The organism is Aquabacter sp. L1I39, assembly GCF_017742835.1.
Classification (GTDB): Bacteria; Pseudomonadota; Alphaproteobacteria; order Rhizobiales; family Xanthobacteraceae; genus L1I39.
The window spans coordinates 2527890-2549594 of the sequence record NZ_CP072392.1 but is presented as its reverse complement, the minus strand read 5'-3'; the positions used below and the strand labels follow the sequence as shown (position 1 = coordinate 2549594).

The 21705-nt window shown below is 69.0% G+C and carries 17 protein-coding genes; 8 read left to right on the top strand and 9 right to left on the bottom strand.

The window, feature by feature from the left end; translation table 11 throughout:
- Window positions 1–121 precede the first annotated feature (121 nt).
- Complete coding sequence (locus J5J86_RS11185; protein WP_209104988.1) at window positions 122–1048, bottom strand: LysR family transcriptional regulator; 927 nt, start codon at window positions 1046–1048, stop codon at window positions 122–124.
- Between the two features lie 136 nt (window positions 1049–1184).
- Here J5J86_RS11185 and J5J86_RS11180 point away from each other — a divergent pair, with 136 nt between their 5' ends.
- The 5 genes from J5J86_RS11180 to J5J86_RS11160 all read left to right on the top strand — a co-directional run bounded on the left by J5J86_RS11180 (window position 1185) and on the right by J5J86_RS11160 (window position 7293).
- On the top strand, window positions 1185–2423 hold the full coding sequence (locus J5J86_RS11180) for a urate hydroxylase PuuD (RefSeq protein WP_209104987.1): 1239 nt from the start codon (window positions 1185–1187) through the stop codon (window positions 2421–2423).
- Window positions 2424–2529: 106 nt separating this feature from the next.
- Complete coding sequence (locus J5J86_RS11175; RefSeq protein ID WP_209104985.1) at window positions 2530–3759, top strand: M20/M25/M40 family metallo-hydrolase; 1230 nt, start codon at window positions 2530–2532, stop codon at window positions 3757–3759.
- 201 nt (window positions 3760–3960) lie between these two features.
- Window positions 3961–4902 carry a ring-cleaving dioxygenase gene (locus tag J5J86_RS11170; RefSeq protein WP_209104983.1) on the top strand — a complete coding sequence of 314 codons (942 nt, stop codon included), beginning with the start codon at window positions 3961–3963 and terminating at the stop codon, window positions 4900–4902.
- Window positions 4903–4983: 81 nt separating this feature from the next.
- Entirely contained in the window at window positions 4984–5649 is a 666-nt protein-coding gene (locus tag J5J86_RS11165) for an alpha/beta hydrolase (RefSeq protein WP_209104982.1), read from the top strand.
- Window positions 5650–5898: 249 nt separating this feature from the next.
- Entirely contained in the window at window positions 5899–7293 is a 1395-nt protein-coding gene (locus tag J5J86_RS11160; protein WP_209104980.1) for a glycosyltransferase family 4 protein, read from the top strand.
- 18 nt (window positions 7294–7311) lie between these two features.
- Here the strand turns inward: J5J86_RS11160 and J5J86_RS11155 are convergent, their stop codons facing one another.
- Window positions 7312–7737: a hypothetical protein gene (locus J5J86_RS11155; protein ID WP_209104978.1), complete on the bottom strand. Its 426-nt coding sequence runs from the start codon at window positions 7735–7737 to the stop codon at window positions 7312–7314.
- Between the two features lie 323 nt (window positions 7738–8060).
- Here J5J86_RS11155 and J5J86_RS11150 point away from each other — a divergent pair, with 323 nt between their 5' ends.
- Window positions 8061–8819 carry a hypothetical protein gene (locus J5J86_RS11150; protein WP_209104976.1) on the top strand — a complete coding sequence of 253 codons (759 nt, stop codon included), beginning with the start codon at window positions 8061–8063 and terminating at the stop codon, window positions 8817–8819.
- Between the two features lie 37 nt (window positions 8820–8856).
- Here J5J86_RS11150 and J5J86_RS11145 read toward each other — a convergent pair whose 3' ends face one another.
- Both J5J86_RS11145 and J5J86_RS11140 read right to left on the bottom strand, forming a co-directional pair.
- A complete protein-coding gene (locus J5J86_RS11145; RefSeq protein ID WP_209104974.1) occupies window positions 8857–9834 on the bottom strand; it encodes a GDP-mannose 4,6-dehydratase in 978 nt (325 codons plus the stop codon).
- A 54-nt stretch (window positions 9835–9888) separates the two neighbouring features.
- Window positions 9889–12234 (bottom strand): glycosyltransferase, encoded by a 2346-nt coding sequence (locus tag J5J86_RS11140; protein WP_209104972.1) that lies wholly within the window; start codon window positions 12232–12234, stop codon window positions 9889–9891.
- A 281-nt stretch (window positions 12235–12515) separates the two neighbouring features.
- Here J5J86_RS11140 and J5J86_RS11135 point away from each other — a divergent pair, with 281 nt between their 5' ends.
- Window positions 12516–13697 carry a glycosyltransferase gene (locus J5J86_RS11135; protein WP_209104970.1) on the top strand — a complete coding sequence of 394 codons (1182 nt, stop codon included), beginning with the start codon at window positions 12516–12518 and terminating at the stop codon, window positions 13695–13697.
- Window positions 13698–13746: 49 nt separating this feature from the next.
- On the opposite strand, the gene J5J86_RS11130 is transcribed toward J5J86_RS11135, so the two are convergent.
- The 5 genes from J5J86_RS11130 to J5J86_RS11110 form a co-directional block, all read right to left on the bottom strand.
- Window positions 13747–14127, bottom strand: a complete 381-nt coding sequence (locus tag J5J86_RS11130) for a hypothetical protein (RefSeq protein ID WP_209104968.1) — start codon at window positions 14125–14127, stop codon at window positions 13747–13749.
- Between the two features lie 183 nt (window positions 14128–14310).
- A complete protein-coding gene (locus J5J86_RS11125) occupies window positions 14311–16044 on the bottom strand; it encodes a methyl-accepting chemotaxis protein (RefSeq protein WP_209104966.1) in 1734 nt (577 codons plus the stop codon).
- Window positions 16045–16110: 66 nt separating this feature from the next.
- Window positions 16111–17586, bottom strand: a complete 1476-nt coding sequence (locus J5J86_RS11120) for a mannitol dehydrogenase family protein (RefSeq protein WP_247658333.1) — start codon at window positions 17584–17586, stop codon at window positions 16111–16113.
- 11 nt (window positions 17587–17597) lie between these two features.
- Window positions 17598–19016: a glucuronate isomerase gene (uxaC, locus tag J5J86_RS11115; RefSeq protein WP_209104960.1), complete on the bottom strand. Its 1419-nt coding sequence runs from the start codon at window positions 19014–19016 to the stop codon at window positions 17598–17600.
- A gap of 8 nt (window positions 19017–19024) precedes the next feature.
- Window positions 19025–19828: a GntR family transcriptional regulator gene (locus J5J86_RS11110; RefSeq protein WP_247658329.1), complete on the bottom strand. Its 804-nt coding sequence runs from the start codon at window positions 19826–19828 to the stop codon at window positions 19025–19027.
- Between the two features lie 110 nt (window positions 19829–19938).
- On the opposite strand from J5J86_RS11110, the gene J5J86_RS11105 reads away from it, so the two are divergent.
- Window positions 19939–21504 (top strand): UxaA family hydrolase, encoded by a 1566-nt coding sequence (locus J5J86_RS11105; protein ID WP_209104952.1) that lies wholly within the window; start codon window positions 19939–19941, stop codon window positions 21502–21504.
- Window positions 21505–21705 lie beyond the last annotated feature (201 nt).

The window sequence follows — 21705 nt, the reverse complement described above, 5'->3', positions numbered from 1 at the left end:
GGCGCGCCTGGAGCGCGATCCGATCCGATTGAATCAATCAGATCGGTGAATCGCCCTCTAACTCATTGAAAGAGAATGCGTGATCCGATCAGCCTGCGGCGCTGGCTGATCGGCGCATGCTCTAGCCGGTGAGTTTCTCGCCGATCTTGGCCAGCTCGCGGGCCAGGAAACGCCGGCCTTCTTCCAGGAGCATGTCGGCGAAGGCCTTCACCTTCAGCGGCACCAATTGCCGGGCGGGATAGAGCACGGCGAGGGTGACGCTCACCGGCGGATGGCTGGCGAGGACCGGCACGAGGCGCCCGTCGGCGAGGGCGTCCGCCACCTCGAAGCGCGGCTTCACCACGATGCCGCGCCCTTCCATGGCCCAGACGGTGAGCACGTCGCCGTCATCGGCCTCCAGATGGCCCGAGACCGGAACGGCAAGCTCCTTGCCTTGGTCGGTGAGGGTCCAGCGGAATTCACGGGCCCCGGCAAAGCGCAGGAGCAGGCATTGATGGCGCAACAGGTCGGAGGGCGTCTGCGGCACCCCGCAGCGCGCCAGGTAATCGGGGGCGGCGCAGGCGACCCGGTCGATGCGCGCCACCTTGCGCATGATCATGCTGGAATCCTCGAAGGTGGCGAGGCGAAGCGCCAGGTCCACCGATTCCGCGATCAGGTCCAGCGTGTGTTCGGACAGGCGCAGGCGCACGTCGATCTGGGGGTGGGCCTCCTGGTAGCGGGCCGCCACGGGGGCGACGAGGCGCCGGCCCAGATGCAGTGGGGCGGTGACCCTGAGGCCGCCGCGCGGCATGGCGCCCAGTTCCGTGACATTGGATTCAGCCGCCTCAATGAGGCGCAGGGCCTCCGTAATGTTCTCGTAGAAGACCCGGCCCTGCTCGGTCAGGCTCATGCGCCGCGTGGTGCGGTTGAACAGCCGGCAGCCCAGGTGCTTTTCCAGCATCTGGATGCGGTGGCTGACCACGTTGGCGGACAGGCGCAGGCGCCGGCCGGCCTCGGAGAAGCTCTCGCTCTCCACCGCCTGGACGAAGGCCCGCATATTCTCAAGCATGGTGCCCGGCTCCCCCGCCGGCCCGCCGCGCGCCGGCCGGCCTCTTGCCCGGCGTCAGCTTATGGTCCATCGGGCGGCGGACGAAAGGTCCGGCGCCGCCGTTCCCCTCTTCTCTTCCTCCAGAGGTCCGCCTGACATGGAACCCCTCCTGCACGAGTTCGGCAGTCTGCTGCTGCGCTGGACGCACATCATCACCGGCATGGCCTGGATCGGTTCGTCCTTCTATTTCATGCACCTGGATGCGGCGCTGCGGCCCTCCCCGGAGATTCCCAAGGGCAAGGGCGGCGAGGCCTGGGAGGTGCATGGCGGCGGCTTCTACCAGGTGAAGAAATATCTGGTGGCGCCCGACAACCTCCCGCGCCACCTCATGTGGCACAAGTGGGAATCCTACTCGACCTGGATCTCCGGCTTCTTCCTGCTGATGTGGGTCTATTACTATCAGGCCAACCTCTTCCTGATCGACCCGGCGGTCCTGAACATGTCGCCGCTCACCGCCATGGCCATCGGGCTCGGCGGCATCTTTGCGGGCTGGGTGTTCTACGACCTGCTCTGCCACTCGCCGCTCGGGCGCAACGACGTGGTGGTGGGGATCATCATCTTCGTCTTCGTGGTGCTGATGGCCTATCTGTTCCAGCAGGTCTTCTCGCCGCGCGGCGCCTTCATCCATGTGGGCGCGCTGATGGCGACCATCATGACGGCCAACGTCTTCTGCGTGATCGTGCCCAACCAGCGCAAGGTGGTGGAGGCGCTGAAAGCCGGTCAGGAGCCGGACCCAATCTATGGCAAGATCGGCAAGCTGCGCTCCTCGCACAACAATTACTTCACCTTGCCGGTCATCTTCCTGATGATCTCCAACCATTATCCGCTCACCTACTCGACCCCCTATGCCTATGTGAACGTGGCGCTGGCGCTGGTGGGCGGGGCGGTGGTGCGGGTCTATTTCAACAAGAAGCATGCCGGCCAGCCGGGCTTCGGCTGGTGCTGGATCGTCGCCTTCCTGTGCCTCGCTGCGGCCATGGTGCTCACCGCCACCACCTCGCCGGCGGCGCGGCTCGCGCTCGGCCTGCCGCCGCTCACCTCCACGGCCGTGGCCGCGCCCGCACCCATCGTGAAGGTGCCGGAGGAGGTCCAGAACATCGTCATGGGCCGGTGCGCCATGTGCCATAATCCGACCCCGCAATATGAGGGCATCGCCGTCCCGCCCCGCGGCATCCTCCTGGACAGCCCGGCCGAGATCGCCCGCAACAAGCCGTTGATCCTGATGCAGTCCGTGCTCACCCACGCCATGCCGCCCAACAACATCACCGACCTCAGCGCCGAGGACCGGGCGGTGCTGAAGGCATGGGCGGAGGCGCCGGAGCCCCGGACGCGCTGAAAGTCCCCCGCCTTTCGTGAGGCCGGCGGCGCTTCGCGGCCCTCCGGCTTGACCTTGAAGCCGCCCGGCCCCATGCCGGGCGGGCATGCATGAAGGACCCATTTCCATGACCCAAACGACGTCGCCCGGGCTCGGTGCCCTCATCGACGCGCGCTTCGAGGAGCAGAAGGCCTTCCTCGCCGAGCTGGTGAAGGTGCCCTCGGACAATCCTCCCGGCGATTGCGCCCCCCATGCGGCGCGGGCCGCCGAGCTGCTGGAAGGCCTCGGCTATGAGGTGGGGCGCCACGCGGTGCCGGCCGAGCGCACGCGCGCGGCGGGCATGGTGACCGCCACCAACCTCATCGTCCGCCATCGCTTCGGCGAGGGGCCCACCATCGCCCTCAATGCCCATGGCGACGTGGTGCCCCCCGGCGAGGGCTGGAGCCGCGATCCCTATGGCGCCGAGGTGGTGGACGGGGTGATGTATGGGCGCGGCGTCGCCGTCTCCAAGTCCGACTTCTCCACCTATGCCTTCGCCCTCGACGCCCTGAAGCGCTCCGGCTTGCCGCTCAAGGGCACGGTGGAGCTGCACTTCACCTATGACGAGGAGATTGGCGGCGAGGTCGGCCCGGGCTGGATCATCGAGGAGGGCCTCACCAAGCCCGACCTCGTGCTCTCCGCTGGCTTCTCCTATGCGGTGGTGGTCGCCCACAATGGCTGCCTGCACCTGGAGGTGGAGGTGGAAGGCAAGTCCGCCCATGCGGCGCTGCCCTTTACCGGCGTTGATGCCCTGGAGGCCGCCACCGGCATTCTCGGCGCCCTCTACGCCTATCGGGCGACCTTGCCGGCCCAGGTCTCGAAGGTGGACGGCATCGGCTCGCCGCAGATCACGGTGGGGCTCATTTCCGGCGGCATCAACACCAATGTGGTGCCCGACCGCATCACCTTCCGCCTCGATCGGCGCATCATTCCCGAAGAGATCCCCGAGGCGGTGGAAGCGGAAGTGAGGGCCGTGATCGCCAGCGCAGCGGAAGCCTTCCCGGCCGCCAAGGTGCATGTGCGCCGCATCCTGCTGGCCCGCCCCCTGGTGCCGAGCGAAGCCTCGGTGCGGCTCTCCGATGCGCTCCGGCGCAATGCGGAAGCGGTCATCGGCGAGCCCGTGCCGGCCAAGGGCGTGCCGCTCTACACCGATGCGCGGCTCTATGCGGAGGCGGGTTTCCCGGTGGTGCTCTATGGCGCTGGTCCCAGGACCATCGAGGAGGCCAATGGGCACCGGGCGGATGAGAATTTGCGGCTTTCGGACCTGAGGATCGCCACCGAGGTGGTGGCGCGGACCTTGGCGGAGCTGCTGGCCTGAGGGCTTGGCTGTTGCACGTGAAACAGGGAAGGCCCGGCACGCGCCGGGCCTTTTTCTTTTCTGAACAAGGGCTTGGCGAAATTCAGGATGCGCGGGCACGGTTATTCGCTTGCGCCCATGCAATGGAGTTATGATAGCGAGGCGCCGTTCATTGCACTAAATCTTGTCTCAACACGAACCCACGCCGTTCAGGAGATCAAGATGACCACCAACGGACTCCATCATGTTACCGCCATTTCCGGCCCAGCCCGTCGGAACATCGAATTTTATGCCGGTGTTCTAGGCTTGCGTCTGGTGAAAAAGACGGTGAATTTCGACGATCCCGGCACGTATCACTTCTATTACGGGGACGCGGACGCGGCGCCCGGCTCCATCCTCACCTTCTTCCCCTGGGCCCATGTGGCGCCCGGCCGGCTGGGGGTGGGGGAGACGCAGGGCACCATGTTCCGCGTGCCGGAGGCCTCCATCGGCTATTGGGCCCATCGCTTCGTGGAGAAGGGGGTCAAGCATGAGGCGCCGGTGAAGCGCTTCGGCGAGACCATGCTCGCCTTCACCGATCCGGACGGCATGCGGCTTGCCCTGGTGGGCGTGCCCGGGGCCGAGCTGGAGCCCGGCTGGGCGGGGTCCGACGTACCGGCGGAAGCGGCCATTCGCGGCCTCAAGGGTGTCGGCCTTTTGCTGGCGGACATCGCCCCGACGGCGGCCATCCTGACCGACGTCTTCGGCTTCAAGGAAGTGGCCCGCGAGGGCGCCTATGTGCGCTATGCCACCGATGCCCTTCTGGGCAATGTGGTTGATCTGCACGGGGTGGGCAATTTCCTGCGGGGCCGGCAGGGTGGCGGCTCGGTGCACCATATCGCTTTTCGCGCCGCCGATGATGCGGCCGAGGAGGCCATGGTGAAGCGGCTCGCCGAACATCACGGCATCCGCACCACCGAGCAGAAGGACCGGAACTATTTCCGGTCCGTCTATTTCCGCGAGCCCGGCGGCGTGCTGTTCGAGATCGCCACCGATGTCCCCGGCTTTGCCGTGGACGAGCCGGCGGAGAGCCTCGGCACCGCGCTGAAACTGCCGTCTTTCCTGGAGCCGCACCGCGCCCATATCGAGAGCGTGCTGCCCGATCTGTCCTCTGACGCCGCCTGATCCGACCCGGCGTTGCGATCCCTTCTCATACCCCGCGTCCGCGCCGGGCCTCCATGAGGCTGGCGCGGCAGGAGGTGCATCATGACCGACCATATCGTCACCGACGCCGCACCGGCAGGTGCGGCCTTCGTCCACCGCTTCGAGCCGGCCACCCATCCAGGCCCCGCCCCGCTGCTCCTGCTGCACGGCACGGGCGGCGACGAGAACGACCTCATGGCGCTGGGGCGCACGCTCTCGCCGGGCGCCGCCTTGCTCTCGCCCCGCGGCAAGGTGCTGGAGCACGGCATGCCGCGCTTCTTCGCCCGCCGCGCCGAGGGCGTGTTCGACCATGAGGATGTGCGCCGCCGCGCCGACGAACTGGCGGATTTCGTCGCCGCCGTGGCTGCCCGCCAGGACTTGGCGCCGCTCATCGCGGTGGGCTTCTCCAACGGTGCCAACATCGCGGCCGCCATGCTCTATCGCCGGCCCGAGGTGCTGTCGGGCGCCATCCTCCTGCGCGCCATGGTGCCGCTGGAGGAGGCGCCCCTGGCCGACCTGACGGGCAAGCGGGTGCTGATCCTGTCCGGTGCGCTCGATCCCATCGTGCCGGCGGACAATGCCGCCCGCCTCGCGGCCACCCTGCAAGCGGCAGGGGCTGAGGTGGAGCACAAGGTCGTGCCCTCCGGCCACGGCCTCACCCAGACCGACCTGGGGTTCGCCAAGGCGTGGCTGGGTGCCGGGGCCCGCGACACGCTGCGGGTGCGCTGAGACCTGCGGGGGTATGGGTTTAGGGCAGGCAGGATCGGTGCGCGCCGATCCCGCTTTCCCGCCGCCTTGCCCCTTGCGCTCCCGCTGCGCCTGCGGCATTTGCCTTGGAGCGCCGGCCATGTTGTGGTGCACACAAGGGGCCGGTCGCGCAGGCTTCTCCTCGGGGTGGGCGCGTGCTGCCCGGCCACCCGGCTCCTGCGCAGGGTGGCCGCTGCGCAGGCGACGGTGAAACGGTCAGAGGACGTTTTCATGCATGCGATGGATCGAGGCGGCCAGACTGCTGGGAAAGACCTTCCCGCAGCCGGGAGTGCGACCCCTTCCATTGTCGAGCATCTCTACTTCGATACCACGGATCTGGTGGATTATTTCCACGGCAACGCCACGCCCAGCGGCATCCAGCGCTTCGCCATCGAGGTGATCCGCGCGGCGGCGGCGAATCGTCCCGCCGGCAGCGTGCACGCCATCTGCTTCCGGCCGCAGATGCAGGATGTGGTGGAGCTTCCCCTGGGCTGGTTCCTGGACGAGGGCGCGCCCAAGGTCCAGGAGATGGTGCGCTCGCTCTCCCTCTCCTTGCCCAAGACCAAGCGCCTGCAGGGCTTCAAGGGCGCGCGCTACGTGCTCAAATATCTGGAGCACGTCTACCGCACCGACATCCGGGCGCTGTGGGACAGGCGCTATCAGAACCGCCTCGCCCCCCTCGACCTGCCGTCCAATGCCCATGTGGTGGTGCTGGGGGCGGTGTGGAATTTCCAGGGCTATGCGGACTTCTTCGCTCACCAGAAGGCGGCCCGCCCGGGCATCCGGCTTTCGGTCTTCGTCCACGATCTCATTCCCTGGTACGGCAACAAGTTCGTGGGCGACGGCGTGGCGCCGAAATTCCTCGCCTATCTGCGCAGCTATCTGGCGCTTGCCGATCGGCTGCTGTGCAATTCCAACGCCACGCTCGCCGATGTGCGGCGCTTCGCCGGCGAGCAGGGCTTGAGCATGCCCCCCGCCACTGTGGTGCCGCTGGCCCATGAATTCCCCACCCCCGCCTTCAAAGTGGTGATCCCCAACGGCACCGGGCCGGAGGCGCGCGAAGGGGTGCGGCGGCTGTCGGGCGAGCGCTTCGTGCTGTGCGTCGGCACCATCGAGGACCGCAAGAATTCCCTCGCCTTGCTGAAGGTGTGGAACGCGCTGGCGCAGGAACGCCCCTTTGACCTGCCCCTGCTGGTCTTCGCCGGCCGCAGTGCCGAGCACTACAAGGCCTTCATGCAGTTCGGCGCCGCCACCGGCTGGTGCGGCGGGCGGGCGGTATGGCTGAGCGGGCTCAGGGACGGGGAACTGGCCTGGCTCTATGAGACCTGCCTGTTCACCGTGTTTCCGAGCTTCATGGAAGGCTGGGGCCTGCCGGTGGGCGAGAGCTTATGGTTCGGCAAGCCGTGCGTCGCGTCCAATGCCTCCTCCTTGCCGGAAGTGGGCGGCGATCTGTGCGACTATGTGGACCCCTCGGATACAGCGGCACTGCATGCGGCCGTGCGGCGCATGACGTTCGATGCCGCCTATCGCGAGAGCCGGGCCGCCGGGATCAAGGCCGCCACGCTGCGGACCTGGGACCAGACCTGCGCCAGCCTCATCGCCGCCATCTCCGCGCCCGCCCGGTAAAGGCCGGGCCACGTCGCCTCATATGAGCGCCGAGCCGTCGTCGCGTGTGCCATGGTCGGCGGCCTCGGGCGGAAGCGGCGCGCGCGCGGCATCGGGATTGGACACCGGCTTGAACAGCGCGCGAATGAAGAACCAGGCGATCACGATGATGAAGACCGGATAGAGCGCCACGGTGACGATGAGCGTGTCGCCCTTATGCACGTGGAAGACGGCGTGGAGGACTTCGCCCACCACCACGGGCAGCGCCACGCAGGCGATGATGCCTCCGCTGATCTTGAGCGCGGCGGCGACGTCCATCTGGCCTTTTTTCTTCTTCTGGACGCTGGCGCCTTTCCCCTTGGCGCCGGCGGCCGGGCCGGCCGCACCCTGTGGCGGGGCCTTGGCACCGGACTGCTGGCCCGCCAGGTTGTCCATCTTGTGCGCGTTCACCATATGCTGCGTCACCCGGCAGGCTCCTCGCCGCTATCAGCCGATGCCCCCCATAGCCCAATTTTTCCGCCCCTGCCACGTCGCGCAACGGCAGACCCCGTCGGCACGCTGCGCCGCGCCCTGCGCGGATTTGCGCTGCAAAACCACACCCATCTGCTCTAAACAGGGGACGGCGCAGGCAAGAGCCGGATCCGGGCCCACGGGATTGTCATGCGATCCTGTGTGATCGGCGAAACCGTCTCTTTCCACACACGGAGGGCGAGCCGCTCAGGTCGGACTGAGCAGGTCGCGCTCAAGGCGAGGGCAGGCCGCCCCCGCGGCACGGAGCAGGACAAGGCATGAAGCTGTTCGGTCGCAACGTCACCCTTCCGAGCCGCGTGGTCGAGATCGGCTGGCTGCTGGATGCGGAGAAGGGCACCTTCATCTGGGAGGCGCCCCGCAAGCTCCAGCGCGAGGAGACCGGCATGCGCCATGCCAAGTCGGTCCGCTTCTGCCCGGCGGTGATCGACCATGACGCCCGCCAGTTCGAGGTGGTCTCCCCCATCGACATGCATCTGCGCTTCGCGCTGGACGAGAAGACCAAGGCGCCCACCCTCATCAATGTGTCGGGCGACCAGTCCACCATCCGGCCCAAGCATCTGGCTCAGATGATCACCATCGTCTCCCCCAAGGAGTGGCGGCATCCCCAGCGGCCGGTGATCCAGCTCATCACGCCTTATGTGTTCGTCTCCGACGAGCCGGTCTATATCAACCAGCTGCCGCCCTATAACCATTATCGCGAGACCCAGCTGCCGGGCCTGCTCATTGGCGGGCGCTTCCCCATCGAGGTCTGGCCGCGCCAGCTCATGTGGGCCTTCGAGTGGCACGAGCCGAAGAAGGACATCATCATCAAGCGCGGCGAGCCGCTCTTCTATGCGCGCTTCGAGACCGCCGACCCCGCCCGCCCCGTGCGCCTCGTGGAGGCGGTGATGACGCCGGACCTGCGCGCCCACATCAACGGCATGAGCGGCGTCACCAACTATGTGAACCGCACCTTCTCGCTGTTCGACATCGCCCGTCAGCGCCGGCCCAAAAAGCTCCTCACCAAGAAAAGCTAGCTGCTCATCAAGAATACCTGAGGGTGGGAGAGGCGCCTTAGTGCGCCTCGGCGAGGAGCTTGAGGTCCTCGTCCACCATCTCGCAGATCATCTCCTCCAGGCCGATGACCGCCTCCCAGCCGAGCACGCGCTTGGCCTTGCTGGGATCGCCGATCAGCTCCGGCACGTCGGCGGGCCGGTAGAGGGAGGGGTCGATGACCAGGTGGTCCTCCAGCCTCAGGCCGGCATGGGAGAAGGCGATGTGGCACATGTCGCGCACGCTCACCGAGCGGCCGGTGGCCACCACATAATCGTCGCCCTTGGGCTGCTGGAGCATCAGCCACATGGCGCGCACATGGTCGCGCGCATGGCCCCAGTCGCGCCGCGCCTCGATATTGCCGAGCCGCAATTCGCGGGTCTGGCCGAGCTTGATGCGGGCCACGCCGTGGGTGACCTTGCGGGTCACGAAGTCGAGGCCGCGCAAGGGCGATTCGTGATTGAACAGGATGCCGCTGGAGGCGTGGAGGCCGAAGCTCTCCCTGTAGTTCACCGTCATCCAGTGGGCATAGGCTTTCGCCGCCGCATAAGGCGAGCGGGGGTGGAAAGGCGTCGTCTCCGACTGCACCCGGCTCTCGGTGATGCCGAACATCTCCGATGAGGAGGCCTGGTAGAAGCGGGCCTCCGGGCATTCCAGGCGCACCGCCTCCAATACGTTGGCGCAGCCGAGGCCGGTCACCGTGCCGGTGAGCAGCGGCTCCTGCCAGGAGGTGCGCACGATGGACTGGGCGGCGAGGTTATAGACCTCATCCGGCTTCAATTCGCGGAAGATGCGCAGCAGGGCGGACAGGTCGGTGATGGTGCCGTCCACATAATGCACGTCCTCGGCGATGCCGAGCCGGCGCATGCGCCCGTCCGACACCTCGCTGGAGGAGGACCGCCGCACGAGGCCATACACCTCGTAGCCCTGTTGCAGCAGAAGCTGGGAGAGGAAGGCGCCGTCCTGGCCGGTGACGCCGGTGATGAGTGCCCGCTTCATGTGCCCCTTCCCAAGGTCTTGCGTTCCGGTCCGCCAGCCCGCGACGCCGCAGCGTCATGTGGTCAGGATGGCGGGGCGGCGCGGCGCGGCCACGGGGGCCAGGTCCAGATGCTCCAGCAGCATCGTGTTGTAGCGCACGAAGGCGTGCGCGTCGCGATAGTCCTGCGCGGCCGCAAGGGGGCGCGGGGCCAGCGGGCCGGCGGCGAGGATCTGCGCCAGCTGCTCGGCGATCAGAACCGCGGACAGGTGGTCCGGCACCCGGCGCACGAAGTCAGGCGCATCCATGGCGTCGGCCAGATGCACATTGGCGATGGTGGGCAAGGCCGCCCCGATGCAATCGCCGATGGCGCCCGACAGCGAGCCCAGCTGATAGGTGCGCAATTGCACCGCCGCGTCGGAGGCGGCCAGGTAATCCTCATAGGTGGCCTTCGACACCGGCTTGTCGTGGAAGATGACGCGGTCCTCCAGGTCCAGCTCCCGGGCGAGGCGTGAGAGCGGGTCCCGGAGCTGCCCCGCATCGCTGCCGCAGAAGGCGAGCTTCGCCTTGAATCCCCAGGAGGCGAGCACATCGCACGCCCATACCAGGAGCGGCAGGGCCTTGTCGTGGGTCAGGTAGCCGAAGGTGGTGACCAGCAGATCGTCCGGCGCGCATCCCAGCCGCGCGCGGGCCGCCAGGCGGGCGGCGGGCGCCAGGCGGTCCAGCGCGAAGGTGGAATAGTGGGCGAAGGGCAAGGCGATGGCCGACTTCCCGCAGGCGGCGTGCACCAGGTCGCGGGTGAGGCGCGAATGAACGAAGAAGCGCCCCGCGCGCAGCGCCATTTCGGACAGAAGCGGCACCGGGAGCAGGGCAGGGTCGGCGCACCATTCCTGCACCATCTGTTCCGTCACCGGCCGCTTGAGCTCGCGCTCCGCCACCGCGCGCGCGCGCTCCACCCCGACGAGGTGCATGTAGAAGTCGAGCATCCGAACGTCGTGGGAGATGCAGTCGCCCCCATATTCCATCAGCAGGCGGAAGGCCTTGAGGTGGAAATGGGAATTGCCCATCACCGAGACCACCGCATCGGCGTCGAAGGCGGTGAAGGCCCGGGCGGTGATGGGTTCCTCCGACAGAAGGGCCGGGCGCGGGCCGGGCGGGGAATCGGTGAACAGGCGCACGTCGGCGCGCTGGGTGAGGTCCTCCAGGCAGCGCAGCGTATAGTCCGCCACCCCCGACAGGGTGGGGGGCATGGGCGCGATCACGCTGAGGACGGGCCGCGCCCCGCGCTGCAGGCGCGCCATGGAGGGCGCGGCGCGTCGGGCCGCGGCGGCGGACACGTCGTGCCAGAAGCGGGCGGCCACGTCCTGGGGCAGGAAGCCCCGCCAGATGTCCGCCTGCGCCGCCTGCGCCCCCTGCCAGGCCTCCGCATCGCCCACCAGCGCCTCCAGGCGCGCCGCCAGATCGTCCGCATCCTTGGGATCGAACCGGTACTGCGCGTCCCGCACCAGCTCGCGATGGGCGTCGATGTCGGAGGCCAGCAGCGGCGTGCCGGACGCGCTCGCCTCGATCACCGGAATGGAGAAGCCCTCGCTGAAGGAGGGATTGATGCTGACGATGGAGCTTCGATAGAGGTGGAGCAGATCCTCGTCGGACAGATGGCTCTTGAATTCCAGCACGTCCGCGCCGCCGCCTTCCGCCTGGTGCAGGGCCCGCAGCCGGTCGCGGGTGTCGGGATCGGTGCCGCCGAACAGGCGCAGGGGGATGCGCTCGGCGCGCATGAGGGCGCTGCGGGCATGGGCGCACACCGCCACATCCACATTCTTGCGCCAGTCCACCCCGGCCGCCACCAGAAGGCCCGACCGCGCTGCGCGCGGCAGAGGCGGCGCGCGCGCGATCAGCGCCTCGCGGATGCCGACGCCCGTGACGAAGGAGGCAAGGTCGTCCCGCCGCAGCAATTTGTGCAACTGGTCCCGCGCACAGTGGGAGATCGCGTGGAAGGTGTCGTACTTGCCGAGCCAGAGCGTATTGGTGAGATAGTCCAGCCGGTCCTTCGGGCGCCTCAGATAGCTGTCGGGATAGAGGAAGGGGATGGCGTCGTAGAAAAGGGACGCCTTCAGGAGGTCGGGACGGCGCAGCACGCCGGCCAGCGGCAGGGGGGAATGGGTGAGCGGGGAGAGCTGCACGAACCAGCCGCCGGGCGCGTCGAGATCGGCCAGGTCCTGCCCCACCTTGTCGAACAGCTCCTCGAACTCTGGCAGGAGGTCGGGCAAATGGGGGCTCACCATGGCGACGAGGCGCGGCGTCTGCGGCCCGAAATGGGGCCGGGCGCCACGGATCATCACCGCCGCATGCTGGCCCACGCCCCGGTGCCGGAAGGCGGGGTCCTGCAGGCAGCGTGCGTCGAACACGATCACGGGCGGCATCGCCAGGGGGTCCTTCCGAACGGCGGCTGGTTGCCACGCTCGGGGAGGCCCCGACCCCCCTGTCGGCGCATCCCCGCCCGAGGCGAAGCAATCCTGAGGGTGCATAGCATGGCAGGTGCTGCGCTGCCCACTTGGATGTGCGGCGCCGCTCCAGCTGTGTGCAGGCGCGAAGACAAGGGCCCCAGGCGGCCGTTTCGGAGCCGCCCAAATCAGTCTATCAACAGGGCAGGCGCGGACTGTACGTTGGCTTTTGCCCGCGCGGTCCCAGGGGTGAGGCGGGCATGGCCACCTTGAATGGTGCAATTCTTTACGATGTTACCGAGTTTGCCCGCAATCCCCTGCGCACGGGCATCCAGCGGGTGGTGTTCGAGATCCTGCGCCACTGGCCGAAGGAGGCTCCGCCCCTCGCGCCCGTGGTGCTCGCCCCGGACGGGGCGGGGTTCCAATTGCTCCCCGCGGGCTTCCCTGCGGCCATGACCGCCCATTTCGAGACCGGGGCCGACCTCGGCGCGGGCCGCGCGGCCATGGGTCCGCTGCTGAAGACCGCGCAGGCGCTCAGCAAGGAGGCGCTCGCCGGCGCCCGCGCGGTGTTCAATCCCGAGGTGTTCTACGATCCGGCCCGCGCCCGCTTCTATGAGCGGCTGTGCGCGGCGGGGGCGGTGGACGTGCATTTCGTGATCTACGACGCCTTGCCCTGGCTGCGGCCCGATTTGTTCTCGCGGGACAATGTGGGCAATACCATGTCCTACCTGCATGCGGTGCGCCGCGTGCCCTATCTGCATTTCATCTCCGCCATGTCGCGGGATGATTTTGCCCGGCGCATCCTGCGGCGGGGCGAAGCGGGCATGTTCGTCCATCCGCTCGGCGCCGACGGCCTCGGGCGCGCGGCCCCGCCGTTCGAGGCGCAGAACCGCACCTTCGCCGCCATCGGCACCATCGAGCCGCGCAAGCGCCACCACATCCTGTTGGAGGCCTGCGAGGGCCTGTGGGAGGAAGGGGAGGATTTCGATCTGGTCCTTGCCGGCCGCGCCGGCTGGCAGACCGATGCGCTCCAGGCCCGGATGGCAGACCTGTCCCAGCGGCGGCGCGGCTTTCACTGGCTCTCGGACGCCTCCGATGCCCGCGTGCGGGACATCGTGACCGGCGCGCGGGCGACGCTGTTCTGTTCCGATGCGGAGGGCTATGGCCTGCCGCCGGTGGAATCCCTGGCGCTGGGGGTGCCCGTCATGGTGTCCGAGCGCATCCCCGCCACCGCCGGTCTTCCCGCCCTCGGGCAGGTGCGGCTCCAGGAGGTGGACGTGGAGAGCGTGCGCGCCGCCCTTGTGCGCCTGCTGGATGACGCGGAAGCCGCCCGCCTGCGGACCGAGATCGCCAGCCTCGACTTGCCCACCTGGAAGGGTCATGCGGAAAGCCTTGCGGCCACCCTGTGCGGCGGCAAGGCGGGGCGGGCCGTCTCGGCCTGAACGCGGATGCGGGCCGGCCCCCCCGGCCCGCGGGCCCGCGGGCGCGCGGTCAGCGGCAGCGCGATTCGTGGTCGGTCTGGCGCATGGTCTCGGATTCGATGCCGTCGAAATGGAAGTCCTCGATGCCCTGGCCGGCATAAAAGACGCAGAAGCTGGCATCGGCATCGAAGGGATGGGTCTTCGCCCGCACGGCCAGCACTGGGCTCGCGCGCAGGGCCTCCGGCAGGTCGAACTCGGTGGCATCGCCCTTCTTCCAGGTCATCCAGGGCGAAAGGGTGTGCTTGTCGGGACCGGCCATCAGCTCGAGCGTGTCCGAACGGGTGGCGACAGGATCGATGCGGATCCACCAGCCGGTCTTGGCGGCTTGGGCGAAGGCGGCGGGACTGGCGAGAAGCACGGCAGCGGCCACAAGGCCGGGAATGAAACGCATGGTAGCCCCCATTTGACGATCGGCCCCATGGCCGAGGTCGAGGGTCACCATAGGGGCTGAAAACCGATGGGCAAGACGGATCGCCTGCGGCCTGCGGCCTCGCGCGCCATGGTGCTCCGGGGGCGTCCCGCTCGCTCAGGCGCAAGGGGTGCCGCGCCATCCGGCGCCTGCGGGCGCCAGGCCCTACAGCATATAGGCGGTGCGGAACCCGCCCCAGTGGCGGCCGGCCACGAAGATGGGGGCGTCCACTTCCCGCATGCGCACAACCTTGTCACCGAGGTCACGGGCATAGACCTGGATCAAGTGGGGCTGGAGATTGCGCGCGGCCAGCAGGCCCGCCCGGTCGTCGAAGATGCGGCGGTTGCGGCTGTTGCCCATGTTCCAGGCCCGGTCCCCGGGCCGCTGGGGCTTGGCGTAGCGGGCATTGTGCACCGGCAGGTAGCCATTGATGTCCACCGCCGCCGCAAAGGTCATGGAGGGGTCCTCGCCGGCAATGGCCTCCTGGGCCGCCGCGAGGCGCCGCTCCAATTCCTTCAGCGCACGGGTCTCATATTGCACCGGGTCGGTGCCGGGCAGGGGGCGATAGGCGGTGTCGAAGAGATCGTCGAGGGTCAGCGCCCGCTCCGCCAGCGCGGCTTCCATGAGGCGGGCGACGGTCGCGGCGCCGCGCTCCGCGCGCTCCACCACATCGCCATAGCGTGCCGCCAGTTCCGCGAGCTTTGCCGCCAGGGGCGGGGCGCCGGCCGCATCGAAGGCGAGGTGGCAGCCGAGCGGGCTCAGCCCCACCACCCGACAGGGCAAGGGCGGCAGGCCGGCCAGTTCCAGCGCGCCGGCCTCCCCCATGGCGGGCGGAGTGCCTTCCAGGGTCACCAACGCACCGCCAAGGGACAGGTCGAAGGTGCGGGCACCACGGGTGCCGGAGACAAGGCGCAGGGCGCCCGTCATTTCCACCGGCCAGCGGGGATGGCGGCGGCGATTGCCCATGGGGGTCTGGCGCAGCACGGTAAGGAGCTGGCGGGACATCTCGTCCGTGCCCTGGGACATGGCGGCGGCGCTCTCGCCGATGGCGGCCTGGGACGCCTGCGCGGCGAGCGCGGCATCGCGGATGCGCCGGGCGCCTTCGTCCACCGCCTCGGCGAAGGCACGGGCTTGGCCGGCGGCGCTGCCGATATCGGCGACCGTCCGCGCCTGCCCCGCCACCGCTTCCGCCACCGAGGAGGCCACGGGGCGGATCTCGCTGACGGAATCGATGACACGGCCGACCGCATCGGTGCAGGTGTGGGCGGCGCCGATCAGGCGCTCGATCTTGGCGGAGATTTCCACCGTCGCCTTGCGGGTCTCGCCCGCCAGCGCCTTCACCTCGCTCGCCACCACCGCGAAGCCCGCACCGGCGGCGCCCGCGCGGGCGGCTTCGATGGAAGCGTTGAGGGCGAGCAGGTTGGTCTGGCCGGCAATGTCGGAAATGAGCGCCACCACAGCCTTGATCTCGGCGATGGCGCTGCGCAGCTCATCCACGGCGGTATGGGCCTCGCCGGCGGCGGTGCCCGCGCGGGTGGCCAATTCGTCGGAGGTGCGGGCTTGCCGGCCGATGGCCGAATTGGTGCCGGCGAAGGCCTCCAGCGCCTCGGTGAGGCCGAGCGCGCTGGCGCGGGCCTGATCGGTCTGGCCCGCCAGCTGGTCGGACTCTCGCCCGATGAGGGTCATGTCCCGGGCGCCCGCATCGCAGGCCCCCGACATGGCGGTGGCGCTCTCAGAGAGGCGCGCGCGGGCGCGGCGGATGTCGGCTTCGATCAGGTCCACCAGATGGCGGTCATCCGCCCGCTCCTGCGCGGGCGGGGCGGGGAGGGACGCAGTGGGGGGCGGTGTCGGGTCGGCGTCGGGCTGGCGCATCGGCTGCGCAAGGGGGCGTCCCCACATCTCTTGGTCCTCTCCTGGCACAGGCTCGCGTGCAGCCTAGGGAGGGGACCTTGCGCCGGGATTGCCTCAGGCGGCCGCCACCGTGGCCGCCGCGCCGTCCTTCAGCAGCGCGCCGAGCGCCCGCACCAGCGCCGCGCGTAGGCGGGGATCGGCGGGCAAATCGGTGCCGAACACCTCGCGCACGCCGAGCAGCGCCTCCACGAGGCGCTCCGCATCCAGGCCGGCGTCATCGGCCAGCGCCCTGAGTCGGGCGGCATGGGGGTCGCGCACGTCGATGGCGCCGCCCTTTTCGTCGCGGCCGGTGACATAGCGCATCCAGCCGGCCACCCCGAGCGCCAGCAGGTCGATGGACGCCCCCGCCGCCAGGCGGTCGCGAATGGTCTCCAAGAGGCGCTGGGGCAGCTTCTGCGAGCCGTCCATGGCGATCTGCCAGGTGCGGTGGCGCAGCGCCGGGTTGGAGAAGCGCTCCCTTAGCGCGCGGGTATAAGCGGGCAGGTCGACGCCGGGCACATGGACCGTGGGCAGCACTTCCTCGTCCTGGAGGCGTTCCACCAGCCGGGCGAAGGCGGGGTCGGACATGGTGTCCGAGATGGTCTCGTGCCCGGCCAGATAGCCGAGATAGGCCAGGGTGGAATGGGCGCCGTTGAGCAGGCGCAGCTTCATGTGCTCGAACGGCACCACGTCCTCCACCATCTGCGCGCCCACCGCCTCGAAGGGCGGGCGGCCGGCGGGGAAGCGGTCCTCGATCACCCATTGGCTGAACGGCTCGGCCATGACCGGCCAGGCATCCTCGACTCCCAGCGCGCGCGCCACGTCGGCCCGGTCGGCATCGGTGGTGGCGGGGACGATGCGGTCCACCATGGTGCAGGGGAAGGCCACCTCGGCGGCGATGAAGGCGGCGAGATCCGCGTCCACCAGTTCGGCGAAGCGGTGCACCACGCGGGCGACCGTGCGGCCATTGGCCGGCAGGTTGTCGCAGCACAGCACGGTGAAGGGCGCGATGCCCGCCGCCCTGCGCCGCAGCAGCGCCTCCACCAGGAAGCCGGGCACGGAGCGGGGCCGCTCGGGCGTGGCGAGGTCGGCGATGATGTCCGCATGGGCTTCGTCCAGGCGGCCCGTGGCCGGGTCGTGGCAATAGCCTTTTTCGGTCACGGTGAGGGTGACGATGCGCACCTTCGGGTCCGCCATGGCGGCGATGAGCGCCTCGGGATCGCGCGCGCCCACCAGGAGGCGGCGCAGCGATCCGATCACCCGCAGGTCCGTCCCCGCGCCGGAGCGCACGGCCAGGGTATAGAGCCCGTCCTGCGGATCGAGGGCCTCCGACGTGTCGGGGCTGCGCAGGCTGGCGCCGCAAATGGCCCAGTCGGTGTGCCCCAGCGCCAGGAGGTCGTCCACATAAAAAGCCTGATGGGCCCGATGGAACGCGCCCACCCCCAGATGGACGATGCCGGTCGACACCGCATCGAGGTCATAAGCGGGCCGGGCGACGGCGGCGGGGAGGGTGGCGAGGGTGGCTTTGTTCAGGCGCATGGGGCGGGGCATGGGGCGGGGTCTTAGAGCTTGTAGGCGGACTTGGCGAGGCGGTAGGCGAGGTCGTGGGCGACCTCATGGGCCTCGTCCTCGCCGAGGCGATGGGTGGCAACCAATTCCGCAAGGAAGGCGCAGTCCACGCGGCGGGAGACATCGTGCCGGGCGGGAATGGAGGGGAAGGCGCGGGTGTCGTCGTTGAAGCCCACCGTATTGTAGAAGCCGGCGGTCTCGGTGGTCAGCTCGCGGAAGCGCCGCATGCCCTCCGGGCTGTCGAAGAACCACCAGGCCGGGCCGAGGCGCAGGATGGGATAATGGCCGGCGAGCGGGGCCAGCTCGCGGGAATAGGCCGTCTCGTCCAGGGTGAAGAGGACGAGGGTGAGGTCCTTCTCATTGCCGAAGCGATCGAGCAGGGGCTTCAAGGCGCGCACATAATCGGTGGCGGAAGGAATGTCGGCGCCCATGTCGCGGCCGTGGCGGGCGAAGATGCCGCCATTGTGGTTGCGCACGGAGCCGGGATGCAGCTGCATCACCAGCCCGTCCTCCAGCGACATGCGGGCCATTTCCGTGAGCATCTGGGCGCGGAAGAGTTCAGCGTCCTGCGGGTCCGCATGGGGGGAGGTGACGCGGGCGAACAGGGCTTCCGCCTCGGCGGTCGTGAGGTCCGCCGTGCGGGCGGTGGGGTGGCCGTGATCGGTGGAGGTGGCGCCGAAGGTCTTGAAGAAGGCGCGGCGCTTGCGATGGGCGGCAAGATAGCCGGACCAGGAGAGGGTATCCTCCCCGGTCAGCTCGCCGAAGCGGGCGAGATTGCCGAGGAAATTCTCGAAATCCGGGTCCACCACCGGGTCGGGCCGATAGGCGGTCACCACCCGCCCCCCCCAGCCGGACTCCCGGATCATCTGGTGCCACTTCAATTCGTCGAGCGGGCTCTCCGTGGTGGCGATGGCCTCGATGTTGAAGCGCTCGAACAAGGCGCGGGGGCGGAAGGCGTCGGTGCGCAGCGCCGCCGCGATGGTGTCGTAGATGAGGTCCGCATTGCCGGGGGTCAGCCGCTCGTCAATGCCGAACAAAGTGGAGAAGGCATGGTCCAGCCACAGCCGGGTCGGCGTGCCCCGGAAGAGATGGTAATGGGCCGCGAAGCGCCGCCAGATGGCCCGCCCGTCCTTTTCCACCGGCCCGCCGTCGCGGCGCGGCACGCCCAGATCCTCCAGCGCCACGCCCTGGGAATAGAGCATGCGGAAGATGTAGTGGTCGGGCACCACGAACAATTGGGCCGGATCGGGGAAGGGCGCGTTCTCCGCATACCAGCGCGGGTCGGTGTGGCCGTGGGGGGAGATGATGGGCAGGTCCTTGACCTGCTCGTAGAGCCGGCGGGCGATGCCGCGCACGGTGGGATCGGCCGGGAACAGGCGGTCGGGATGGAGGCCCGGGGCGGTGTTGGACATGGCGGGTCTCACCTCTTTCTGGGGCGTGTCGTGACTTTGCGCGGTGTCTCTGGGCGTGCCGAGGTTTCAGTCCCGGCCGGTGCCGGCGGAGGGGCGGGCGTGGGCGGCGCGCCGGAGGGCTCGAAATAATCGGGGTGGGCGGAGGCCAGCTCGTCCACGCTGGGCACCACGCGGCCGAGATGCGCCTGCATGGCGGCCTCGGCGGCGTCCGCATCCCCCTTGGCGATGGCGGCGATGATGGCGGCGTGCTCGGCCATCACCGAAAGCCGCCGGTCGGTGGCGGGCAAGGTGAGGATGCGGCAGCGGTCCACCTGCGCCTTTTCATGCCGCACCACCCGCCAGAGATTGGGGTGGCCGGAAATCTCGGCAATGAGCTGGTGGAAAGCTTCATCCTGCTCGTGAAAATCGGCGAGGCGCTCCACCTCGTGGGCGGCCCTTTGTGCGGCCAGCGTGGCGTTGAGGCGGGCGATGTCCTCGACCTGCGCGCGGGCGGCGGCTTCCCGCACGGCCGTGCGCTCCAGCGCCTGGCGGATCACCATGGCGTCGCGCACGGCGGGAATGGAGATGCGCGAGACGAACGTGCCGTATTGGGGGAAGATGTCCACCAGCCGCTCGTCGGCGAGCTTGAGGATGGCCTCGCGCACCGGCGTGCGGGAGACGCCGCAGGCGAGCGCGATCTGCTTTTCCTGGAGCGCGGTGCCGGGGCGGATCTCCATGCCGAGGATCTGCTCGCGCAGCGCCGCGTGAATGCGGGCGGACGCGGGCACGCCGCGCAGGCTCTCCGACCCCCGCTCCCGGCTCTTCAGCAGCACCGGCAGTCCTCCCCGTGACACGCTTTACTTGTTCTTGGTGACGTACTAATATATTAGCATATCACCAACGTCAACGAGGCGCCGCAGAGCGCCAGGTGGGGAGGAGCCGGATGGGAGAGCTGGATCTGCGATCCGAAGCGGGCGCGCCGGAGGCTGCCGGCCCTGCGCCGCGCACTTTGCGCCTCTCCCCCAAGGACAATGTGGCTGTCGCGCTCGACACCGTGCCGGAGGGGCTGGCGGTGGCTGGCGTGGTGGCCACGGGCCGCATTCCGCGCGGCCACAAATTCGCGTTGGCGCCCATAAACGATGGCGCGCCCATCCTGAAGTTCGGCCAGATCATCGGCTTTGCCTCGGGCGCCATCGCGCCCGGCGACCATGTGCATGTGCACAATGTGGTGCTGCACGATTTCGACCGCGACTATGCCTTCGCCGCCGAGGCCCGCCCGCCGGCGCTGCTGCCGCCCGAACTGCGCGGCACGTTCGAGGGCTATCGCCGTTCCAACGGGCGCACCGGCACGCGCAATTATCTGGGCATCCTCACCTCGGTGAACTGCTCGGCCTCCGTCGCCCGCTTCGCCGCCGCCGCCTTGGAGCGCTCGGGGCTGCTGGACGACTATCCCGGCATTGATGGGGTGGTGCCCATCATCCACGGCACCGGCTGCGGCATGGCCTCCAAGGGGGAGGGGTTCGACATCCTCTCCCGCACCCTGTGGGGCTATGCCACCCATCCCAATTTCGCGGCGGTGGTGATGGTGGGGCTGGGCTGCGAGATGTTCCAGATCGCCCGCTTCAAGTCCGACTACCAGGTGGACGAGACCGACGCCTTCCGCACCCTGACCATCCAGGACGAGGGCGGCACGCGGCGCACGGTGGATCACATCGTCGGCGCGCTGAAGGAGATGCTGCCGGTCGCCGCCGCCCAAAAACGCGAGACGCGGCCCTTGTCGGAACTGGTGTTGGCGCTCCAGTGCGGTGGGTCGGACGGCTATTCGGCGCTCACCGCCAATCCGGCGCTGGGGGTGGCCTCGGACCTCCTGGTGCGCAATGGCGGCACCTCCATCCTCTCGGAGACGCCGGAAATCTACGGCGCCGAGCACCTCCTCACCCGCCGCGCCGCCGACCGGGCGGTGGGCGAGAAGCTGGTGGCGCGCATCCGCTGGTGGGAGGACTACACCTCCAAGCTGGGCGGCGAGATGAACAACAATCCCTCGCCCGGCAATAAGGCGGGCGGGCTCACCACCATCCTGGAAAAGTCGCTGGGCGCTGCCGCCAAGGGCGGCTCGGAGACCCTGCGCGCGGTCTATGAATATGCCGAGCCGGTCACGGAAAAGGGCTTCGTCTATATGGACACGCCCGGCTACGACCCGGTGGCGGCCACGGGGCAGGTGGCGGGCGGGGCGAACCTTATCGCCTTTACCACCGGGCGCGGCTCGGCCTTCGGCTGCAAGCCCACGCCGTCTTTGAAGCTCGCCACCAATTCCGACATCTATGCCCGCATGACCGAGGACATGGACATCAATTGCGGCGATGTCCTCGACGGCGTGTCGCTGGAGGAGAAGGGCCGGGAGATTTTCGACCTCCTGGTGCGCGTGGCCTCAGGCGCGCGCACCAAGTCCGAGGCGCTGGGCTATGGGGACGCGGAATTCGTGCCCTGGCAGATCGGCGCGGTGATGTGATGGCAAGGGGCGCGCAGAAGGCGGAGGGTGCGCTCCTGATTGGGGGGGCGGTGTTTTCGCTGTCCCGGAAGTCCGCTGTCGTCGCTTGCGCCTTTCCCCCTCCCCAACCCTCCCCCGCAAGCGGGAGAGGGGGCGGGACGGTGTCGGGGGGAGAGCGGCGGCTTCTGCCTCATTCGTCCGCCGGACGGGAGCGCATCCGCG

Excerpts from the sequence above, each read along its gene's own strand:
- J5J86_RS11185 (WP_209104988.1), bottom strand. The coding sequence starts at position 1,048 with ATGCTTGAGAATATGCGGGCCTTCGTCCAGGCGGTGGAGAGCGAGAGC.
- J5J86_RS11180 (WP_209104987.1), top strand. The coding sequence starts at position 1,185 with ATGGAACCCCTCCTGCACGAGTTCGGCAGTCTGCTGCTGCGCTGGACG.
- J5J86_RS11175 (WP_209104985.1), top strand. The coding sequence starts at position 2,530 with ATGACCCAAACGACGTCGCCCGGGCTCGGTGCCCTCATCGACGCGCGC.
- J5J86_RS11170 (WP_209104983.1), top strand. The coding sequence starts at position 3,961 with ATGACCACCAACGGACTCCATCATGTTACCGCCATTTCCGGCCCAGCC.
- J5J86_RS11165 (WP_209104982.1), top strand. The coding sequence starts at position 4,984 with ATGACCGACCATATCGTCACCGACGCCGCACCGGCAGGTGCGGCCTTC.
- J5J86_RS11160 (WP_209104980.1), top strand. The coding sequence starts at position 5,899 with ATGCATGCGATGGATCGAGGCGGCCAGACTGCTGGGAAAGACCTTCCC.
- J5J86_RS11150 (WP_209104976.1), top strand. The coding sequence starts at position 8,061 with ATGAAGCTGTTCGGTCGCAACGTCACCCTTCCGAGCCGCGTGGTCGAG.
- J5J86_RS11145 (WP_209104974.1), bottom strand. The coding sequence starts at position 9,834 with ATGAAGCGGGCACTCATCACCGGCGTCACCGGCCAGGACGGCGCCTTC.
- J5J86_RS11140 (WP_209104972.1), bottom strand. The coding sequence starts at position 12,234 with ATGCCGCCCGTGATCGTGTTCGACGCACGCTGCCTGCAGGACCCCGCC.
- J5J86_RS11135 (WP_209104970.1), top strand. The coding sequence starts at position 12,516 with ATGGCCACCTTGAATGGTGCAATTCTTTACGATGTTACCGAGTTTGCC.
- J5J86_RS11130 (WP_209104968.1), bottom strand. The coding sequence starts at position 14,127 with ATGCGTTTCATTCCCGGCCTTGTGGCCGCTGCCGTGCTTCTCGCCAGT.
- J5J86_RS11125 (WP_209104966.1), bottom strand. The coding sequence starts at position 16,044 with ATGTGGGGACGCCCCCTTGCGCAGCCGATGCGCCAGCCCGACGCCGAC.
- J5J86_RS11120 (WP_247658333.1), bottom strand. The coding sequence starts at position 17,586 with ATGCCCCGCCCCATGCGCCTGAACAAAGCCACCCTCGCCACCCTCCCC.
- uxaC (WP_209104960.1), bottom strand. The coding sequence starts at position 19,016 with ATGTCCAACACCGCCCCGGGCCTCCATCCCGACCGCCTGTTCCCGGCC.
- J5J86_RS11105 (WP_209104952.1), top strand. The coding sequence starts at position 19,939 with ATGGGAGAGCTGGATCTGCGATCCGAAGCGGGCGCGCCGGAGGCTGCC.